The sequence below is a fragment of the Rhodophyticola porphyridii genome (genome assembly GCF_003688285.1).
Taxonomy (GTDB): Bacteria; Pseudomonadota; Alphaproteobacteria; order Rhodobacterales; family Rhodobacteraceae; genus Rhodophyticola; species Rhodophyticola porphyridii.
In genome coordinates this window covers 215,270-233,143 of record NZ_RCNT01000001.1, presented here as the reverse complement: position 1 = coordinate 233,143, position 17,874 = coordinate 215,270, and the positions used below count along the sequence as shown (strand labels likewise).

The following is a 17,874-nucleotide window of genomic DNA, read 5'->3' as shown; positions in this document are numbered from 1 at the left end:
ACCGATGGATGACCAAACCCGGATCGAGCTGGAGGCCGCCACATTCCGCCGCCTCTTGCAGCATCTTGATGAGCGCAAAGACGTGCAGAACATCGATCTGATGAACCTGTCCGGCTTCTGCCGGAACTGTCTGAGCCGCTGGTATGGCGAAGCCGCCGAGGCCAGGGGGATCGAGATCGACAAGGAGACCGCGCGCGAGGTGGTCTATGGCATGCCCTACGCGGAGTGGAAGGCCAAGTATCAGACCGAGGCGAGCGAAGCGCAGAAAGACGCGTTCAGCCGGTCGAACCCCGGCCATTGAGGCTTCCTCACCGCCGTGCTCCAAGCGCCCGCCTGACGTGACGACCGGCACGAGCCGGCGGGGGAAATCCCAGAAGCAGGCGGCGCCAGGTCAGGCGGCAATCGCCTCGGCGCGCAGGAAAGCGGGCTTTGCGTCGGTGCTGAGATCAGGCGCGTAGCGATAGCCCCCTATGGCAAACTCAGTGATATGCTCCGGCTGCGTCAGGCGATGTTCGATGATGAAGCGCGCCATGGCGCCACGGGCCTTCTTGGCAAAGAAACTGACGATTTTCGGGCCCCCGGGCTTGTCTTCCAGAAAGGTCGGCGTGATCACCCGGAGGTCCAGCGCCCCGGCATCCACGGCGGAGAAATACTCCACCGACGCACAGTTGATCAGCGTGTCGCTGTTCGTCCGCTCCGCTTCTGCGTTCAGCGCCCGGGCCAGACGATCCCCCCAGTAGGCATAGAGCGACGGCCCGCGCGTGGTGCTCAGCCGACTGCCCATTTCCAGACGATAGGGCCGGATCCCATCGAGCGGGCGGAGCAGCCCGTACAGCCCCGAAAGGATGCGCAGCCGTTGCTGGGCAAACCTCAGGTCGTCGGGATCGAGGCTGGCAGCCTCCAGCCCGGCATAGGTATCGCCGGCAAAGGCGAGCGCGGCGGGGCGCAGATCGTCCCGGTCTTCGGCAAATCGCTGAAACCGCTCGTGGTTGAGCCGGGCCAGATCGTCGGAAATGTGCATGAGCTTGCCCAGCTCCCGCACCGACAGCCCGCGCGCAACCGCGGCCAGCGCATCGGCATCCTTCTGAAACGCGGGGTCCGACATTTCCACGGCGCGCGGTGCCCAGTCGAGGCGTTTGGCGGGGGAAATCACTGTGAGCATCGGGTGCGTCTCCTGTCAAATGTCGCTGGTGAAATCTAGATCGCTTCGTGGCAGTGTCACGGGGGATGGACAGAAAATGGAGGGCGCCCCCGGTGATCCAGGATTATTCGCCGTGGTTCTTGGAACCAGGCTTCGTGCTTTACATGATGATCGACCAGCCGGGACTGGGCCTGTTGTTCTATGCCGGTGCTTTTCTGGTCGCGATCTAACCGGCATCCCGCAACACCTCCAGAAAGGCGGCGCCGAAACGCTCGGCATGGCGGTCGCCCAGTAACCGTGTCAGCCCGCCCAGATCGGCAGGCTGTATCTCGGCCACTTTCGCCAGTTGCGAGGAGGAACAGCTCATCGGCTTGTCCGCACCTTTCGGTCCGCGCGCCAAGGCAGCCTGCACCTCCAGCAGCCGGTCATAGAGACTGCCGGCCGGGCGGCCCGCCAATTTGCGCCGCGCGGGGTGTTGCGGCGCGGGCGCCTCGCCATTGATGACCTCAAGAAACGCCGCGGCGTAGCTGTCCAGCTTCTTGGCGCCGACGCCGGTAATTTTCGCCATCTCGTCGGGCGTGGCCGGGCGCCTTTCGGCCATTTCGATCAGGGTCCGGTCGGTGAAGATGACATAGGCGGGAACCCGCGCCTCCTCCGCCAGGGCGCGGCGTTTGGCCTTCAGCGCCGACAGCAGCGGCGCATCTTCTTCCGAAACCAGCGTCCGGACCGCCGGGCGGCGCGGCGCCCTGGCGAGCGCGTCCTTGCGCAGGATGATCGTGGCCTCGTCCTTCAGGATCGGGCGGGCGGCCTGGGTCATCCGAAGCGCCCCGAACCGGTCCGGGTCGGGGCGGATCAGATCATGGGCCGCCATCTGCCGGAACACCGCCTGCCAGCCGCGCCTGTCCAGTTCGCGCCCGACGCCGAAAGTGGGCAGCCGGTCATGGCCGCGCTCGGTCACCTTGTCCGTGGCATTGCCGGTCAGAATGTCGATCAGATGCCCCGCGCCGAAACTCTCGCCCGTGCGAAGGATCGCGGACAGGGCCTTGCGGACGGGCTGGGTGCCGTCGAAGGTCTCGGGCGGGACAGCGCAGAGGTCGCAGTTGCCGCATGGGCCGGTCGCCTCCTCGCCAAAATAGCCCAGCAGGATCTGCCGGCGGCAGCCCAGCGCCTCGGCCAGCCCCAGAAGCGCGTTGAGACGGCCATGATCGGCGGACTTGCGATCCCCCCGGGCAAGGCCTTCGTCAATCTGGCTGCGGCGGAACCGGATATCGTCGGGGCCGTAAAGGGTCAGGGTGTCCGCAGGCGCGCCATCCCGGCCCGCGCGCCCGATCTCCTGATAGTAGCTTTCGATGGATTTCGGCAAATCCGCATGGGCGACCCAGCGGATGTCGGGCTTGTCGACGCCCATTCCGAAGGCGACCGTGGCGCACACGATCAGCCCGTCTTCGCGGCTGAACCGCGTCTCCACGATGCGACGGTCCTCCGCCTCCATGCCGGCATGGTAATGGCAGGCGCTGTGGCCTTCGTCGCGCAGCGCCTTGGCAATGGTCTCGGTCTTGGCCCGTGTGCCGCAATACACGATCCCCGACTGGCCCCTGCGTGCGGCGGCAAAACTGAGGATCTGGGCGCGGGGCTGGTTCTTGACCTCGAAGGCCAGAGCAAGGTTCGGGCGGTCGAAGCCGCGCAAGAAAGTCTCGGGCTGCGTGCCGTCGAAAAGTCGCTCCACGATCTCGGCGCGGGTTTCGGTATCGGCTGTGGCGGTGAAGGCGGCCAGCGGCACGTCCAGCGTTTTCCGCAAGGCGCCGATGCGCAGGTAATCGGGGCGGAAATCGTGGCCCCACTGGCTGACGCAATGCGCCTCGTCCACCGCGATCATGGTCACGCCCGCGCGTTTCAGCATCCGTTCGGTGCCCGACGCCGCCAGCCGTTCCGGCGCGATGTAGAGAAGCTTGAGCGTGCCCGCCTCCAGCCCCTGCCAGACGGCATCGGTTTCCTCGGGCGTGTTGCCGGATGTCAGCGCACCGGCCTCCACGCCCGCCGTGCGCAGGCCCCGCACCTGATCGCGCATCAGGGCGATCAGGGGCGAGATCACCACCGTCACGCCGGGCTGCATCAGGGCAGGCAATTGAAAGCACAGGGATTTTCCGCCGCCCGTGGGCATGATTGCCAGCGTGTTCAGGCCCGCCGCCACGGCACGCACAATCTCTTCCTGCCCCGGGCGGAAGCTTTCAAAACCAAAGACGGAGGAGAGATAGCTCTCGGGGTCCTGCATGGCAGTGCTTGGGCCTGTCGATTTTTTCTTTGACGCTCGATTTTCACGGACTGTCCCATATCGGGATGAGGTTCACAAGGCGGCGGTCGCGACGGATCGCGCCAGATGCCCGCAACGGCGAGCGGTGCGGGGGCAAAAGCCCGCCAGCGACCGAAAAATCTGCAAATGAGTTGCAATTGCGACAATAGGGCTTACCTATCGAGGGCCGGTGTGAAACCACATGGGCCGCAACCTACCCTGTTCCGAAAAGGAGGGCACGAAATGTCTTTCGTTAAGTCCCTGGTACTTGCCGCAACCACCCTTGTCGCGGCCAGCGCGCTGTCCGCCCAGGAGGTCACGCTGAGATTTCAGCATTTCGTTTCACCCTTGTCGGCCAACCCCACCGGCTTCATGCAGCCATGGGCCGACGCGATCGAGGCGCAGTCCGATGGCCGTATCCGGGTGGAGCTTTACCCCTTCATGCAGCTTGGGGGTGCTGCCCAAAGCCAGTATGACCTGATCCGCGACGGCGCGATCGACGGCGGCTGGGTGATCCCTGGATATCAGCCCGGCCGCTTCCCCGAGGCCGAAGCCCTGGAATTGCCGTTCATGACGCCGAAATCCGCCGAAGAGGCGAGCCGCGCGGCCTGGACTTACACGCAGCAACATCTGATGGATGACTTCGCCGATGTGCATGTGATCGCCGCGCATATGCACGGCCCCGGCCTTGTGCATCTGCGCGGACCCGCAATCGACGAGGTCGCCGATTTCGACGGTCTGTCGCTGCGCGGCCCGTCCCGACCGGCAACCCTGCTGCTGGAGGAACTGGGCGCGACCCCGGTTGGAATGCCCGTTCCCGCCTTTCCGGAGGCGCTGGCGCGCGGCGTGGTCGATGGCGGCGTGATCACTTGGGAGATGGCGCCCTCCCTGCGGCTGGATGAACTGACCCGAAGCCACACGGATGTCGCGGGTGACAGGTCGCTCTACAACCTCTACTTCATCTGGGCGATGAACCGGGATGTCTACGAGGCGCTGCCCGAGGATCTGCGCGCGGTGATCGACGCGAATTCCGGGATGATGGCGAGCGCCTGGGCGGGCCGCGCCCATAATGAAGGCGATCTGCGCGGGCGCGACGCGATGGCCGCCGCGGGCAACGAGATCGCCGAGATGTCCGAAGAGGTCACCGCCGAAATCCGCGCGATGGGCGACAGCGTGATCGCCGCCTGGATCGCAGAGGCCGATGAGAAAGGTCTCGATGGCGCCGCGCTGGTGCAATCGGCGCGCGATGCGATGGCCGCGCAGATCGGCACGGCGGCGGGCCGGGTCAACCGGTAGACCGCGCAAGCGTGATCAGCGTGTCGCCATAGCGGCGCTGATCGAGCAATGCGATCCCCTCCGGCAAAACCGGGGGGGTGTTCTCCTCCCAGACGATCAGGGCGCCGGGGGCCAGCCAGCCGCCCGCTTGCGCCGAGGCCAGCGCCCGCTCACCCAGACCCTTGCCGTAGGGCGGATCGAGAAAGACCAGATCGAAGGGTTTGCCCGGCACCTCGCCCAGACGGGTGGCGTCGCGCCGAAACAGCTTGGTCACGCCCTGAGCCTGACAAAGCCCGATATTCTCCCGCAACAGGGCCCGGGCCGCAGCGCCGTCATCGACGAATGTGGCGTGGGACGCCCCGCGCGACAGCGCCTCCAGCCCAAGCGCGCCGGTGCCCGCGAAAAGGTCCAGCACCCGCGCGCCGCCCAGCGGGTCGCCATAGCCGCCATTCACCAGCAGATTGAACAGGCTTTCGCGCACCCGGTCGGAGGTGGGGCGCAGATGCGCGCCCGCATCCCCCTTTCCGACCGAAGCCAGCCGTTTGCCCCGATGCGTCCCGGCGATGATCCTCATGCGCGCAGAAGGGTCTTCACATCGGTCCCGGGATCGGCAACCAGCTCGGCGGCGGGCGATTTTCCGGCCTCCAGCAGACGTTTGCCGACCATGTAGGCGCGGGGGTCGTTCATCGCATCCACCGCCAGAAGCCGCGTGCCTGCATAATACCAGTGCGACAGGGCCGCATCCGCCCCGCCCCGCACCACGACCCGGTCATAGCCTGTATTCAGCCCCGCGATCTGCAGTTTCACGTCATACTGATCCGACCAGAACCAGGGGTGCGGGTCGTAAGGCTCGTCCGCGCCCATCATGTTCCGGGCGACCAGTTCCGCCTGATCGATGGCGTTCTGAACGCTTTCCAGCCGGATCCTGTCCCCCCGATAGGGGAAGGACGCGCAATCGCCCGCCGACCAGATCGCCGGGTCCGAGGTGCGGCCGCGGGTATCCACCTTGATGCCGTTGTCGATCTCCAGCCCCGCGGCCTCGGCCAGCGATGTGGCCGGGCTGATGCCGATACCGGCGATCACCATGTCGAAGGGAGGCTCGGTCATGTCCGTCAGGATCGCGCCGGTGACATGGTGATCGGCCGCGTTCAGGCAGGTCAGGCCAACGCCTTCACGGATATCCACGCCATGGGCACGGTGCAGATCGCGGAAATAGGCCGAGGTTTCGGGGCAGGCGACGCGCTGCAGAATCCGCTCCGCCATCTCGATCAGGGTCACCTCCATCCCGCGCTTGGCGCAGATGGCGGCCGCTTCCAGCCCGATATATCCGCCGCCCACGATCAGCACCCTGCGCCCCGCCTCCATGTCCGGGGCCATCGCATCCACATCGGCCAGCGTGCGGACCACATGCACGCCCCGCAATTCCCCGCCGATCGCCCCCGACAGGCGGCGCGGCACCGAGCCCGTGGTCAAGGCAAGCTGATCGTAGGGGATGCTGTGGCCACCGGCGATCACCACCTTGTCGGCCCGGTCGATGGCCACGACCGTTTCGTCCAGATGCAGATCGATCCCGTTCTCGGCATAGAAACTCTCGGGCCGCAGGAAAAGCCGCTCCAGAGACATCTCTCCCATCAGATAGGCCTTCGAGAGAGGCGGGCGCTGATACGGCGGAACGTGTTCCTCGCCGATCAGGGTGATCCTGCCGCCGAATCCGTCCGCCCTAAGCCTGGCGACCAGCGCCGCACCGGCCTGCCCCGCCCCAACAACGACGATATGCGACATCGCGATTTCCCGTTTTCGTCTGGCACCCAACCGTCCGCACCCTATATGCGAGAGGCACAGCTACACAAGCGAGGGAGACCGCGACATGAGTATTGCCGTTGGCGACAAACTACCGGATGCGAACCTGCTCCGAATGGGCGAAAACGGGCCCGAATCCGTTTCCATCGGCGAGAAGCTTGCCGGGCGCAAGGTGATCCTCTTCGGCCTGCCCGGCGCCTATACGGGCACCTGCACCACGGCCCATGTCCCGAGCTTCATCCGCACCAAGGATGATTTCGACGCCAAGGGCGTGGACGAGATCATCTGCGTTTCGGTCAATGATCCGTTCGTGATGCAGGCCTGGGGCGAGAGCACCGGTGCCGGCGCGGCCGGCCTGACCCTTCTGGGCGATGCGGCCAGCGAGTTCACCTCGGCCATCGGAATGGATTTCGACGCCCCGCCGGTGGGTTTCATCAAGCGCTCCAAACGCTACGCGATGTATGTCGAGGACGGCGTGGTCAAGGTGCTGCATGTCGAGGAAAACCCGGGCGTCTGCGAGGCGTCGGGCGGCGAGGCGATGCTGGCCGAGATCTGACGGATACCGGGCGGCCGGCCCGGCCCGCCGCCCGGATGCCCCGACTTGACCGAAGACGGGGGGCGACCCTACTCCGCCGCCGCCTGCGCCTGATCGGCGGCGGCGTTTTCGTGGATGATGGTCCGGGTCGGGAACGGGATATCCACGCCGCCCGCATCCAGCGCCTCTTTCACCTTGCGCTTCATGTCGGCCTGATAGGCGAAATAGTCGCCCGCATCGACCCAGACGCGGACCAGAAAATCGACCGAGCTAGAATTGAGGTTGTTCACCTGTATGAAGGGCTCGGGCGTCGTGTGGCTCCGGTCGTCGGCCATGATCGTCTCAAGGATGATCCTCTCGGCCTCCGCCAGATTGGCCCCGTAGCCGACACCGAACTCCCATTCCGCCCGGCGCGTGGGATAGGCCGAGTAATTCTTGATCTCATTGCCCCAGACATCCGAGTTTGGGATCAGGATCTGCACATTCGACAGCGACGCCAGCTCGGTCATGTTGAGCGAGATGTTCCTGACCGTCCCCATCTCCCCCGCGACCTCGACGAAATCGCCGTTCTTGATCGGACGGAACAGAATGATCATGATACCGGCGGCAAGGTTCGACAAGGTGCCCTGAAGCGCCAGGCCGATGGCGATACCGGCCGCACCGATGGCCGCCACCAGCGAGGTCGTCTGCACCCCGAACGTGTTGAGGATGAACATGGCCGCGAAGGCCAGGATCACGTAACGCGCGATATTGCCCAGAAAGGTGAACAGCGTGTCATCCAGCGCCTTGTGCCGCTCCCCAAGCGCGGTGATCCGCCGCCGCGCCCAGCCGGAGACGACGAAGGCCAGAACAATCAGAACAAGGGCGAGCACGACATCGCCCAGCACGCTGGCCATGAACTCGACTGTGAAAATGTCGCCCACGGTCACGCCCGCGGCGATCTCCGTCGCCAGTATCTGCTCGATATCCATAGTCCCTATCCGGCAAGCCGGTCCATCTTGGTCGCCATCGCAATGTCCAGCGCACTCAGGCCGCCGACATCATGGGTGCTTAGCGTAACCTTTACGGTCTTGTAAACGTTCGACCATTCCGGGTGATGGTTCATGTGCTCGGCAATCAACGCAACGCGCGTCATCCAGCCGAAGGCCTCGTTGAAATCGCCGAAGGTGAAGGTCTTGCTGATCGCGTCGCGATCCTCTCCCACCTGCCAGCCATGGGCCGTCAACTCGGCCAGTGCGGTGCTGCGCTGCGCATCGCTCAGTTTTTCGGGTTTGTTCATTCCTGTTCCTCCACATGTGCGGTCTTGAAAGGGCCATAGGCCGTCAGGACCTCGATCTCTTCATCAATCGCGGCGCGTTCGGCCTCCAGATAGCTCGCAATCGCGCGGCGAAACCCCTCGTCCCCCACCCAGTGCAGCGAATGGGTGGTGACCGGCATGTAGCCCCGGGCCAGCTTGTGCTCGCCCTGCGCCCCGGCCTCGACGCGCGACTGCCCCCGCGCGATGGCCGCGTCGATCGCCTGATAGTAACACAGTTCGAAATGCAGGCAGGGGTGGTGCTCGATGCAGCCCCAATAGCGGCCGTAGAGAACGTCGCGCCCGATGAAGTTCAGCGCGCCGGCCACCGGGGCGCCGCCGCGCATCGCCAGAACCAGCAACATATCGTCGCGCAAACGCTCCTGCGCGATGTCGAAAAACGCGCGCGTCAGATAGGGCTGGCCCCATTTCCGCGCGCCCGTGTCCTGATAGAACCGCCAGAAGGCATCCCAGTGCCCGGGCTTCAGCGCGTCGCCCGTCAGCGACACGATCTCGCCGCCGAAACCCTGAGCCGTTGCCCGCTCCTTGCGGATGTTCTTGCGCTTGCGCGAACTGAGGCTGGCCAGAAAATCCTCGAACCCGCCATAGCCGTGATTGGTCCAGTGAAACTGCTGGCTGGTGCGGCGCAACAGGCCCATCTCCTCGCCCGCCGCCGCCTCCGCCTCGGTGCAAAACGTGACGTGGAGCGAGCTCAGCTGGTTGTCCGAGGCGATTTGCACCGCGCCCTGAACCAGTGCCGCCCGGCCGACCTCCTCCCAGCCGGGCCGGGTCAGGAACCTGCGGCCGGTCGCGGGGGTGAACGGCACTGCGATCTGCAGTTTCGGGTAATAGCGCCCGCCCGCCCGTTCATAGGCATGGGCCCAGTTGTGATCGAAGATGTACTCACCCTGGCTGTGGCCCTTCGCGTAAAGCGGGGTCACCGCGATCAGGTCGCCGCCCGCGCGCGCCAGCAGATAGCGCGGCTGCCAGCCGGAACCCGGCCCGACGGAGCCGCTTTGCTCCAGCGCCGACAGGAAGCGGTGCGTGGTGAACGGGTCATGCGGCGGGCCGCCATCGGCGGCTTCCGGGCAGGCGCAGGCATCCCACTCGTCCGGGTCCACGCCGCGCAGGCTGTCCAGCGCCGTCACCTCGATTTGCACGTCGTCGCGCATGGCTCTGCCTTGGATTGTGTCGGGTCAACAGGTGGGGCGCGTTCAGGCCGCGTCAAGCGGGGGCAGATACCCCTCGAAAGTCACGTTGTCCGCGATCCGGCGCGCCTCTGCCTCGGCCTGGGCGGATTGGATCGTCCAGCACAGTACGGGGATCTTCTGCGCTTTCAGCTCCGCCACCCGGGGGCTGCCCAGATCGGTCCAGTCATGGCTGATGAATTGCGCGCCGACCTTGCCGAAATCGCGGATCGACCGCAGATGACTGCAAAGCTCGGGGCTCAGTCCCGGCCATTGCGACGGCATGAACCCCGAGGTGACCAGCCCGCGCGCCACATTCGGCGCATGCGCGCGGAAGGATGCGATCGTGTGCGGGTTGAACGACATCACCGCCACCGGCCCCTCATATCCCTGCAACGCCGACACGACTCCTCGTTCGAGCATATCGTCGGCGGCCGCGCCGATGCCTCCGGATTGATCCTTGATCTCGATCAGCAGCGGGACGCGCCCGGCCACCAGCTGAAGGATCTGCGAAAGCGAGGCGATGTTCTCCTCCGAGCCCTTCAGGCGCAGATCCATCAGGTCGCGCGCGGTACGGGCTCGGATCGGGCCGGTCGTACCGGTCATCCGGTCCAGCGTGGCATCGTGAAACACCATCGCCTGCCCGTCCGCCGAGGGTTGCACATCGATCTCGATCCCGTAGCCCATCGCCACCGCGCGGCGCACCGCGGTGACCCCGTTTTCGGGGATACCCTGGCCCGCGTCATGCAGCGCGCGATGCGCGATGGGCGGGCCCAGAAATGCGGCGGGAAAGGTCATGGCCTGATCTGGAAAATCCCCTCTATCTCTACTGCGACGCCAAGCGGCAGCGCCCCGGCGCTGACGGCCGAACGGCTGTGCCGGCCCGCATCCCCCAGAACCTCCACCAGGAAATCCGAGGCGCCGTTCACCACCTTTGGCTGATCGGTGTAATCCGGGCCGGAATTGACGAACCCGGTCAGCTTGACCACCCGCACCAGACGGTCCAGATCCCCGTCACAGGCGGCCTTGGCCTGCGCCAGCAGGCTGATCGCGCAGGTCCGTGCCGCGGCGGCGCCCTCTTCGGTCGTCAGATCGACCCCGACCTTGCCGGTGATCAATCCATCCGCGTTCTGGGAGATCTGCCCCGACACGAAGGCCAGATCGCCCACCACCACGAATGGGACATAATTGGCCGCAGGCGCCGGTGCGACGGGCAATTCCACGCCCAATTCCGCCAGACGCGCCTCTGTTCCGTTGCTCATCGCCCCTCTCCCAATGGAATGATCCGGGGGACAGGCTAACGCCCGAGACGGGCGGAGGAAAGGGGGGATCAGCTTTCGCGGAAGGCGCGGTTGAAATAGTCGGTCAGCGGGCGCATGAGATAGGCAAGCGGCGTGCGATCCTCGGTCCGGATGAAGGCCTCCACCGGCATGCCGGGCAGCAGGGTCTCCCCCTCCAGAAGCTCGATCTGGCCCTCGTCCAGAACGATCTGCGTCTGGTAGAAGCTGGCGCCCGTGGCCTCGTCCAGAAAGGCATCCGCCGATACGCGCGTTACCAGCCCGTAGAGGTCCGGGGTTGTACGCGAATCGAAGGCCGGAAAGCGCAGCAGCACCTCCTGCCCCAGAAAGACCTGATCCACATGGATCGCTTCGACCCGGGCGGAGATCACCAGCGGCCGGTCCTGCGGCACCAGAAACAGCACCGGATCGGCAGGCCGCACGACCGATCGCGGGCCGAACACCGTCAGGCCATAGACCACCCCCGCCACCGGCGCGCGCAGATCCATATTGGCAAGCTGGCGTTCCAGCGCCTGAGCGCGTTCGGCAAGCTCCTCCTCCTGCAGGCGGACCTCGCGCAGCTCGGCAATCGCCTCCTCCCGGCGGGCGGTCTCCACCTGAGGGATCGCCAGTTCGGTCTCGGTGATCCGTCCTTCGGCCTCGGCGGCCGCGGCATCGATCTCCCCCAACGTGCCCAGAAGATTCGCCTCCTCGCGTTGCAGGCTCAGCACCCGGGCGGCCTGGGCCAGCCCGCGCTCCAGAAGGTCCTGCTGGGCGGTGAGCTCCTCGGCCACCAGATTCTGCTGGCGTTCCAGCGCGGTGCGTTGCGCAATCATCCCGTCGATCTGGTTGCCGATCTGTTCGGTGCGGCGGTTCAGCTGGTCTATCTCGCGATCCAGCGTGTCGCGCCGGGCCGCAAACAGGTTCCGCTGCCCGGTGAGGATATCGGCGAGTTCGGCGTCGCTCTCGGCGGCCCGCAGCAATTCGGCCCCGAACGCAACCTCGGCCTGGCCGTCCCGTTCGGCCTCCAGACGGGCGCGGCGGGCGCGCACCTCGTTCAACTGGCCACGCACCACCGCATAGCTCGACGCGATGTCCGACGCGTCGAGACGGAGCAGCACCTGCCCCTCCTCGACCTGCTCGCCTTCGGTCACCGCCAGTTCCGCCACGACACCGCCATCCGGGTGCTGGATGACCTGGCGGTTCTGATCCACCTCGATCTGGCCGGACGCGATGATCGCGCCCGCGATATTCGACATCACCGCCCATGTCCCGAACCCGCCCAGCAGGATCGCGAGCGACAGGAAACCCAGCAGCATCGGCCCGCGAATGGACCAGGAGGTTTCCGGTATTTCCTGCATCAGCTTACCCCCCCGGCCGCGGCGCCACCGGCAATCTGCGCGTGGTTCTGCACCGTTTTCTTCAGCACCTCGTCACGCGGGCCGAAGACCTTGGGCATGCCGCCCTCCAGAACCAGAAGCATGTCGCATTCGCGGATGGCCGCTGGCCTGTGCGCCATGATCAGCACCGACCGGCCATCGATCTTCATCTCGCGGATGGCCTGGTTCAGGGCTTCGCTGCCCTCGTTGTCGAGGTTCGAGTTCGGCTCGTCCAGAACCAGAAGCACCGGGTCGCCATAAAGCGCGCGGGCCAGGCCGATGCGCTGCACCTGCCCGCCGGAGAGCCGTGATCCCACGGCGGTCACCGGCGTGTCGTAACCCTTGGGCTGTTTCAGGATCAGGTCATGCGCCGCCGCTTTCCGGGCGGCGGCGACCACGGCCTCCGGGTCCGGGTCGGGCGCCAGACGGGCGATATTCTCCGCAATCGTGCCATCGAACAGCGTCACGCTTTGCGGCAGATAGCCGATCAGCCCGCCCAGAACGTCCGGATCGTACTGGTCCAGCGTCGCGCCATCGAGGCGGATCTGGCCTGCCGCCGGCGCCCAGACCCCGGTCAGGGCCTTGGCAAGCGTAGATTTTCCGGCGCCCGAGGGCCCGATAATCCCGACCGCCTGCCCGGGTTCGACCCGGAAACTGACCATTCTGAGCGTTGCCTGGGTTTCCCCGGGCGGGACAACGGCCAGTTGATGCACCGTCAGCTGCGCGTCAGGGCGCGGAAGCGGCAGGCGATGCGGCTCCCGCGGGGTTTCCGCCAGAAGCTGGCGCAGATTGGTCCAGCCATCATGGGCGCGATGGATCAGCGCCCACTGACCGATCGCCAGTTCGATCGGGGCGAGGGCCCGGCCCATCAGAATCGAGCCGGCGATCATCGCGCCCGCGGTCAGTTCCCCGCGCAACACCAGATAGGCGCCCAGACCCAGCATCGCCGATTGCAGGAAGAGCCGCAGCGTCTTGGTGAGCGTGGTGAACCCGCCGGCCCGGTCGCTGGACCGGATTGACGCGCCAAGGGCAACCGACCGCTGGGCACGCCAGCGGCGAAAGGCCGACCCCTGCATTCCCAGGCTGCGGATCAGTTCCGCCTCCGATTGGAGCTGCCCCGCCATCCGGTCCGCGCGCATCGAGGCGAGACCGGACGCATTCAGCGGCTCCCGCGTCATCGCCTGATTGACGATCGCGATGACGATCAGCAGCGCGCCGCCGCTAAGCGCCAGCCAACCGAGCCATGGATGAAAAATGAAGATCGCCGCCAGAAAGAGAGGAGTCCACGGAACGTCGAAAATCGCCAGGAACGCGGGCGAGGACAAAAGTCGCTGCACCGATTCGAGATCCCGCAAGCCGGTCTGGGGTCCGCCCGTCCTGCGCGCCCGCGACAGGGCGGCGGAAAAAACCGGCGCGTCCAGCCCGTCCTGCAATCGGGCGCCGACCCGCGCCGCCACTCGACCCCGGGCATAGTCGAGAAGCCCCATCATCAGGAACAGGAACGTCACCAGCAGGGACAGCGCCAGAAGCGTTTCCTCCGACCGGCTGCCGAGGACGCGGTCATAGACTTGCAACATGTAGAGCGGGCCCGTGAGCATCAGCAGATTGGTGAACACGCTGAACAGGAAGATCGCCCATAGCAGCGCGGAACTGGCCCGCCGGTGGCGGGTCAGGTCATCCGTGACGGGCTGGCCGTGATGCGATCGTGTCGGGGTCATCCAACAATCCGGGCATAAGTCTATTGCAGGCAGAGCCGGGCACTGCGACATTAGGGATAGAGCCGCTCGCCTTTCTCAAAGGTTCAGTGAACCGATTTATGCAACACGGGACCTTTGCAAACCGTTACTTCCGCGTGGTCCCGATTTAAAACAGCAGACCGCCAACAGGAGTCCCGTGTGCCCGTCATGCCCGTTTCCCGCACCCGCAGTCTCTGTGCCGTTCTTGGGCTGCTCGTCACGCTTTCAGCCTGCGGCCCGGCCGCGTTGCCGCCCGCAAGCGCGATAAACGACCCTGACGAGGCGCAGAATCGCGCGGCGCATGAGTTCAATCGCGGGCTGGACCGTGCGCTGGTAAGGCCCACCGCCTCGGCGCTCGGCTCCGCCATACCTGAGCCGGTGCTGGTCGGGGTCGGGCGAATGTCCTCCAACCTCAATCAGCCGGGCTATGTGGTTAACAATGTTCTCCAATTCCGGTTCGGTCAGGCGATCCACAACACCGCGCGCTTCGTGATCAACACCACCATCGGGATCGGCGGCATCTTCGACCCGGCCAGCGCGATGGGGCTTGAGGAACGTGATACGGATTTTGGCGAAACCCTGCATCTCTGGGGCGCACCCGAGGGGCCTTACATGGAATTGCCGGTGCTGGGCCCTTCGACCTCCCGCGATACGGTCGGGCGGGTTGTCGATTTTGCCCTCAATCCGCTGCGTGGGCTGGACACCCGGCCCCGCAATGTCACAAGGGGGATCGATGTCGCCGCGGGTTTCGGCAACCGGCATCGCTTTGGCGGCACCATCGACAGTGTCCTGTATGAGAGCGAAGACAGCTACGCACAGGCGCGGTCGATCTATCTTCAGAATCGCCGCTTCGAGTTGCGTGGCGACGCCGATCCGGGTTTCATCGACCCGTATGAGGACCCTTATGGAGAGCTGTTCTTTGACCCCTATGCAGAATAATGCAACGTTACCGTCCGGTCTGACCCGGCGCCGCTTTGCCGCCCTGACGGCGGGTGCCGGGCTGGCCGCGCTGGTCATGCCCCGTCCGGCGATGGCCCTGAACACCGCCGAGGCACGCGGCCTGATCGACCGCGTGGTGGCCGAATTGCTGCAGATCATCAATTCCGGGCAGTCCGAAGCGGCGATGATTCGCGAGTTCGAGCGGTTTTTCGCCCGCCACGCCGATGTGCCGATCATCGCGCAATCGGTCCTGGGCCCGCCCGCGCGCAGCGCCTCCCGCGCACAGATGCGCGCCTTCACCGAGGCGTTTCAGGGCTACATGGCGCGCAAATACGGTCGCCGTTTCCGCGAGTTCATCGGCGGGCGGATCGAGGTGGTCGATGGCCGTCAGGTCAATCAGTATTTCGAGATCATCTCCACCGTGCGGATCCGGAATGAACGCCCTTTCGAGCTGCGCTGGCTGGTGTCGGACAGATCTGGGCAGGATCGATTCTTCAATCTGGTGATCGAGGGCGTGAACCTGCTGATCACCGAGCGGTCGGAAATCGGCGGAATGCTGGACCGGCGCGGCGGCGATATCGACGCGTTGATCTCACATCTGAGAACCGTGGGCTAGCTGACGCCGGGCTGCGGGGGCGGTTCCGGGCGCCCGCTCCCCGGCCCGGAAGGCAGCCCCGCCTCGGGCTGCGCCCGGTCGTCAGTTTCCGTTCAGGATCGTTCCCAGCACCTCCATCAGGATCTGCTCGGCCAGATCGGGGCGTCTTTCGCCCTGAGCCTGCGGCGCCTGCTGGACAGGCTGGGCGGGTTGCGCTTCGGCGATCGGGTCGATCATCGGCAGGGGACGGGGCGGAATATCCACATGGATCCGCTCCATCGTCTGCCGCCAGATCTCCGCCGGCAATCCGCCGCCCGTCACGCCCGACAGCGGCGAGTTGTTATCATAGCCCATCCACACACCGGCCACGTAATCGGCGGTGAACCCGATGAACCACGCGTCGCGGGCGGAGTTGGTCGTGCCGGTCTTGCCAGCGGCGGGCCGGTCGGGCAGTTGCGCGCGCTGGCCGGTGCCGTTGGCCACCACCTGCGCCATCATATAGGTCAGTTGCCGTGCGGCCTCTTCCGAGATCACGCGATCCTGTATACCGCCCTCCTGCCCGATGAGCGGCCTGTCATCGCCGAGAATCCGCAGCTCCGTCAGCCCATAGGGCGTCACCGCGGACCCGCCGTTGAGAATGCCCGCATAGGCCCCCGTCATCTCGATCAGGCTCGCCTCCGACGCGCCGAGCGCCACTGCGGGCCCGTCCGCAAGATCGCTGTCGATGCCAAACCCCTCGGCCACATCCCGCGTCGCCTCGCGGCCCACGGTTTCCGACAGGCGCACTGCCGCGGTGTTCAGCGACGCCCTGAGCGCGTCGGTCAGCGTCACCTCGCCGTAGAACCGGCCGGAGTAGTTCTCGGGGCTCCACGGTCCCGATCCGGGAATGTCGATGGTCAACGGCCCGTCATAGATAAGATCGTCGAACCGCCAGCCGAAATTGAGCGCGGCGGCGTAGACGAAGGGCTTGAACGAACTGCCGGTCTGCCGCATCGCCTGCACGGCCCGGTTGAAGTGCCCCGGCGCCTGCGTCTCCCGGCCGCCAACCATGGCCCGCACCGCACCATCGGCGGACATAACGACGATGGCGGCCTGCGCCCCCGAGCCCTCGCTCACCTGGTTGGTGAACACATCGGCCAGCGCGTCTTCGGCCGCGGCCTGCATGGCCGGGTCGAACGTGGTGCGGATAATCACGTCTTCTGTGGTTTCATTGGTCAGGAACCCCGGCCCCGCGCCCATGATCCAATCGGCGAAAAAGCCGCCGGTTTCCTGTCGCGCCGCGTCCGACAGGGTTGCCGGGGCGGCCCGCGCCGCATCCGCTTCGGCAGCGGTCAGGAAGCCCTGCTCTTCCATCAGCCCAAGCACCAGATTGGCCCGGCGCTGCGCGCGTTCCAGATTGCGGGTCGGCGCATAAGTAGAGGGCGCAACCAGAAGACCGGCCAGCATCGCGGCCTGCTGCGGCTGCAATTCGGAACTGGAATGGCCGAAATAGCGCTGCGACGCCGCCTCGAACCCGCGCGTCCCGGCGCCCAGATAGGCGCGGTTGAAATAGATCGTCAGGATTTCGTCCTTGGTGTAGCGGAACTCCATCGCCAGCGCGAAGGGCACCTCCTGGATCTTCCGCCAGAGCGTGGTGCGACGGCAATCCGTTTCGTACTCGGCCTCGCTTTCCCATTCGGACGGATCATAGGCGACGCCCAGACACATCAGCTTGGCCACCTGCTGCGTGATGGTGGAGCCGCCATGCCCCTCCAGTGGCCCACGGCCTTCGCGTATATTGATCCGGATGGCGCTGGCGATGCCCCGCGGGCTGATCCCAAAATGGCGATAGAACCGCCGGTCCTCGGTGGCGACCACCGCATGGGTCAGATGCTGGCTGACACTGTCGGGGTCGATCATACCGCCATATTGCTCGCCGCGCCATGCGAACACATTGCCGTCACGATCCAGCATGGTCACTGATCCGCGCGCCCGCGCATCGACCACCTCGCCCACCGGGGGCAGCAGGGTGTAGTAATAGGCCGCCGCGCCCAGAACGATGATGCCCAGCACCACCGCGCTGCGCCAGATCATCCCGAAGATCACCCGGAGCACGAACCTGACAAGGGTCGCGATCCAACCCAGAATACCGGTCCGGCGTGTTCGCGCCTGTTTCCGTCGGCGGGGTGCGCGCCTGGCGGAGGCCGTGCGCGGTGGGGATGCGGACTTTGTCCTGCGGTCGGCCACAAGCCCGCGCTGCCCTTTGCGCGGCGGGCGGCCGCCGTTTCCTGATGGGCTCATGATGTCCTGCCTTCTTTTTCGCCAAGATAGGGAAAAACGACTCGATTGTGGAGGGCAGAATGCGCCCTTTCTTTCGCCCATGATGCTGCACCGCCGCATTCACGTCTTGCCAAAAAAACGGGCAGTTAACGTGATTTGCGCAAAAA

Annotated in this window: 17 protein-coding genes; 5 read left to right on the top strand and 12 right to left on the bottom strand. The window is 65.8% G+C overall.

What is annotated here, in order from left to right; genetic code table 11:
• The first annotated feature begins 4 nt into the window (after window positions 1-4).
• Window positions 5-301, top strand: a complete 297-nt coding sequence (locus D9R08_RS01130; protein WP_121896166.1) for a DUF1244 domain-containing protein — start codon at window positions 5-7, stop codon at window positions 299-301.
• A gap of 90 nt (window positions 302-391) precedes the next feature.
• Here D9R08_RS01130 and yaaA read toward each other — a convergent pair whose 3' ends face one another.
• Both yaaA and recQ read right to left on the bottom strand, forming a co-directional pair.
• Complete coding sequence (gene yaaA, locus D9R08_RS01125; RefSeq protein ID WP_121896165.1) at window positions 392-1,162, bottom strand: peroxide stress protein YaaA; 771 nt, start codon at window positions 1,160-1,162, stop codon at window positions 392-394.
• Between the two features lie 205 nt (window positions 1,163-1,367).
• The gene (recQ, locus tag D9R08_RS01120; RefSeq protein WP_121896164.1) at window positions 1,368-3,413 is read right to left on the bottom strand and encodes a DNA helicase RecQ; all 2,046 of its coding nucleotides are present in this window, start codon (window positions 3,411-3,413) and stop codon (window positions 1,368-1,370) included.
• A 261-nt stretch (window positions 3,414-3,674) separates the two neighbouring features.
• Between recQ and D9R08_RS01115 the strand changes: the two genes are divergently transcribed.
• On the top strand, window positions 3,675-4,727 hold the full coding sequence (locus tag D9R08_RS01115; protein ID WP_121896163.1) for a TRAP transporter substrate-binding protein: 1,053 nt from the start codon (window positions 3,675-3,677) through the stop codon (window positions 4,725-4,727).
• Here D9R08_RS01115 and rsmD read toward each other — a convergent pair.
• Both rsmD and D9R08_RS01105 read right to left on the bottom strand, forming a co-directional pair.
• Window positions 4,717-5,280 (bottom strand): 16S rRNA (guanine(966)-N(2))-methyltransferase RsmD, encoded by a 564-nt coding sequence (gene rsmD, locus D9R08_RS01110; protein ID WP_121896162.1) that lies wholly within the window; start codon window positions 5,278-5,280, stop codon window positions 4,717-4,719. The two genes, D9R08_RS01115 and rsmD, sit on opposite strands and share 11 nt — an antisense overlap.
• Window positions 5,277-6,488, bottom strand: a complete 1,212-nt coding sequence (locus D9R08_RS01105; protein ID WP_121896161.1) for an NAD(P)/FAD-dependent oxidoreductase — start codon at window positions 6,486-6,488, stop codon at window positions 5,277-5,279. Before D9R08_RS01105 ends, rsmD begins: the two co-directional genes overlap by 4 nt.
• A gap of 85 nt (window positions 6,489-6,573) precedes the next feature.
• Between D9R08_RS01105 and D9R08_RS01100 the strand changes: the two genes are divergently transcribed.
• A complete protein-coding gene (locus D9R08_RS01100; protein ID WP_121896160.1) occupies window positions 6,574-7,062 on the top strand; it encodes a peroxiredoxin in 489 nt (162 codons plus the stop codon).
• A 68-nt stretch (window positions 7,063-7,130) separates the two neighbouring features.
• Here the strand turns inward: D9R08_RS01100 and D9R08_RS01095 are convergent, their stop codons facing one another.
• The 7 genes from D9R08_RS01095 to D9R08_RS01065 form a co-directional block, all read right to left on the bottom strand.
• Window positions 7,131-8,012 carry a mechanosensitive ion channel family protein gene (locus D9R08_RS01095; protein WP_121896159.1) on the bottom strand — a complete coding sequence of 294 codons (882 nt, stop codon included), beginning with the start codon at window positions 8,010-8,012 and terminating at the stop codon, window positions 7,131-7,133.
• 5 nt (window positions 8,013-8,017) lie between these two features.
• Complete coding sequence (locus tag D9R08_RS01090; protein ID WP_121896158.1) at window positions 8,018-8,320, bottom strand: 4a-hydroxytetrahydrobiopterin dehydratase; 303 nt, start codon at window positions 8,318-8,320, stop codon at window positions 8,018-8,020.
• Window positions 8,317-9,507, bottom strand: coding sequence for a GNAT family N-acetyltransferase (locus tag D9R08_RS01085; RefSeq protein ID WP_121896157.1), 1,191 nt, complete (start codon window positions 9,505-9,507; stop codon window positions 8,317-8,319). Before D9R08_RS01085 ends, D9R08_RS01090 begins: the two co-directional genes overlap by 4 nt.
• Window positions 9,508-9,549: 42 nt before the next feature.
• Window positions 9,550-10,320, bottom strand: coding sequence for a glycerophosphodiester phosphodiesterase family protein (locus tag D9R08_RS01080; RefSeq protein ID WP_121896156.1), 771 nt, complete (start codon window positions 10,318-10,320; stop codon window positions 9,550-9,552).
• Window positions 10,317-10,784: a RidA family protein gene (locus tag D9R08_RS01075; RefSeq protein ID WP_121896155.1), complete on the bottom strand. Its 468-nt coding sequence runs from the start codon at window positions 10,782-10,784 to the stop codon at window positions 10,317-10,319. The genes D9R08_RS01080 and D9R08_RS01075 overlap by 4 nt, the downstream gene beginning before the upstream one ends.
• A gap of 68 nt (window positions 10,785-10,852) precedes the next feature.
• On the bottom strand, window positions 10,853-12,160 hold the full coding sequence (locus tag D9R08_RS01070; RefSeq protein WP_121896154.1) for an HlyD family type I secretion periplasmic adaptor subunit: 1,308 nt from the start codon (window positions 12,158-12,160) through the stop codon (window positions 10,853-10,855).
• Complete coding sequence (locus tag D9R08_RS01065) at window positions 12,160-13,896, bottom strand: type I secretion system permease/ATPase (RefSeq protein ID WP_121896153.1); 1,737 nt, start codon at window positions 13,894-13,896, stop codon at window positions 12,160-12,162. Before D9R08_RS01065 ends, D9R08_RS01070 begins: the two co-directional genes overlap by 1 nt.
• Before the next feature lie 186 nt (window positions 13,897-14,082).
• On the opposite strand from D9R08_RS01065, the gene D9R08_RS01060 reads away from it, so the two are divergent.
• Together D9R08_RS01060 and D9R08_RS01055 are read left to right on the top strand one after the other, a co-directional pair.
• The gene (locus D9R08_RS01060; RefSeq protein ID WP_121896781.1) at window positions 14,083-14,853 is read left to right on the top strand and encodes an MlaA family lipoprotein; all 771 of its coding nucleotides are present in this window, start codon (window positions 14,083-14,085) and stop codon (window positions 14,851-14,853) included.
• On the top strand, window positions 14,843-15,469 hold the full coding sequence (locus D9R08_RS01055; protein ID WP_121896152.1) for an MlaC/ttg2D family ABC transporter substrate-binding protein: 627 nt from the start codon (window positions 14,843-14,845) through the stop codon (window positions 15,467-15,469). The genes D9R08_RS01060 and D9R08_RS01055 overlap by 11 nt, the downstream gene beginning before the upstream one ends.
• An 81-nt stretch (window positions 15,470-15,550) precedes the next feature.
• Here the strand turns inward: D9R08_RS01055 and D9R08_RS01050 are convergent, their stop codons facing one another.
• Entirely contained in the window at window positions 15,551-17,728 is a 2,178-nt protein-coding gene (locus D9R08_RS01050; RefSeq protein ID WP_121896151.1) for a transglycosylase domain-containing protein, read from the bottom strand.
• Window positions 17,729-17,874 lie beyond the last annotated feature (146 nt).

Excerpts from the sequence above, each read along its gene's own strand:
- D9R08_RS01130 (WP_121896166.1), top strand. The coding sequence starts at position 5 with ATGGATGACCAAACCCGGATCGAGCTGGAGGCCGCCACATTCCGCCGC.
- yaaA (WP_121896165.1), bottom strand. The coding sequence starts at position 1,162 with ATGCTCACAGTGATTTCCCCCGCCAAACGCCTCGACTGGGCACCGCGC.
- recQ (WP_121896164.1), bottom strand. The coding sequence starts at position 3,413 with ATGCAGGACCCCGAGAGCTATCTCTCCTCCGTCTTTGGTTTTGAAAGC.
- D9R08_RS01115 (WP_121896163.1), top strand. The coding sequence starts at position 3,675 with ATGTCTTTCGTTAAGTCCCTGGTACTTGCCGCAACCACCCTTGTCGCG.
- rsmD (WP_121896162.1), bottom strand. The coding sequence starts at position 5,280 with ATGAGGATCATCGCCGGGACGCATCGGGGCAAACGGCTGGCTTCGGTC.
- D9R08_RS01105 (WP_121896161.1), bottom strand. The coding sequence starts at position 6,488 with ATGTCGCATATCGTCGTTGTTGGGGCGGGGCAGGCCGGTGCGGCGCTG.
- D9R08_RS01100 (WP_121896160.1), top strand. The coding sequence starts at position 6,574 with ATGAGTATTGCCGTTGGCGACAAACTACCGGATGCGAACCTGCTCCGA.
- D9R08_RS01095 (WP_121896159.1), bottom strand. The coding sequence starts at position 8,012 with ATGGATATCGAGCAGATACTGGCGACGGAGATCGCCGCGGGCGTGACC.
- D9R08_RS01090 (WP_121896158.1), bottom strand. The coding sequence starts at position 8,320 with ATGAACAAACCCGAAAAACTGAGCGATGCGCAGCGCAGCACCGCACTG.
- D9R08_RS01085 (WP_121896157.1), bottom strand. The coding sequence starts at position 9,507 with ATGCGCGACGACGTGCAAATCGAGGTGACGGCGCTGGACAGCCTGCGC.
- D9R08_RS01080 (WP_121896156.1), bottom strand. The coding sequence starts at position 10,320 with ATGACCTTTCCCGCCGCATTTCTGGGCCCGCCCATCGCGCATCGCGCG.
- D9R08_RS01075 (WP_121896155.1), bottom strand. The coding sequence starts at position 10,784 with ATGAGCAACGGAACAGAGGCGCGTCTGGCGGAATTGGGCGTGGAATTG.
- D9R08_RS01070 (WP_121896154.1), bottom strand. The coding sequence starts at position 12,160 with ATGCAGGAAATACCGGAAACCTCCTGGTCCATTCGCGGGCCGATGCTG.
- D9R08_RS01065 (WP_121896153.1), bottom strand. The coding sequence starts at position 13,896 with ATGACCCCGACACGATCGCATCACGGCCAGCCCGTCACGGATGACCTG.
- D9R08_RS01060 (WP_121896781.1), top strand. The coding sequence starts at position 14,083 with ATGCCCGTTTCCCGCACCCGCAGTCTCTGTGCCGTTCTTGGGCTGCTC.
- D9R08_RS01055 (WP_121896152.1), top strand. The coding sequence starts at position 14,843 with ATGCAGAATAATGCAACGTTACCGTCCGGTCTGACCCGGCGCCGCTTT.
- D9R08_RS01050 (WP_121896151.1), bottom strand. The coding sequence starts at position 17,728 with ATGAGCCCATCAGGAAACGGCGGCCGCCCGCCGCGCAAAGGGCAGCGC.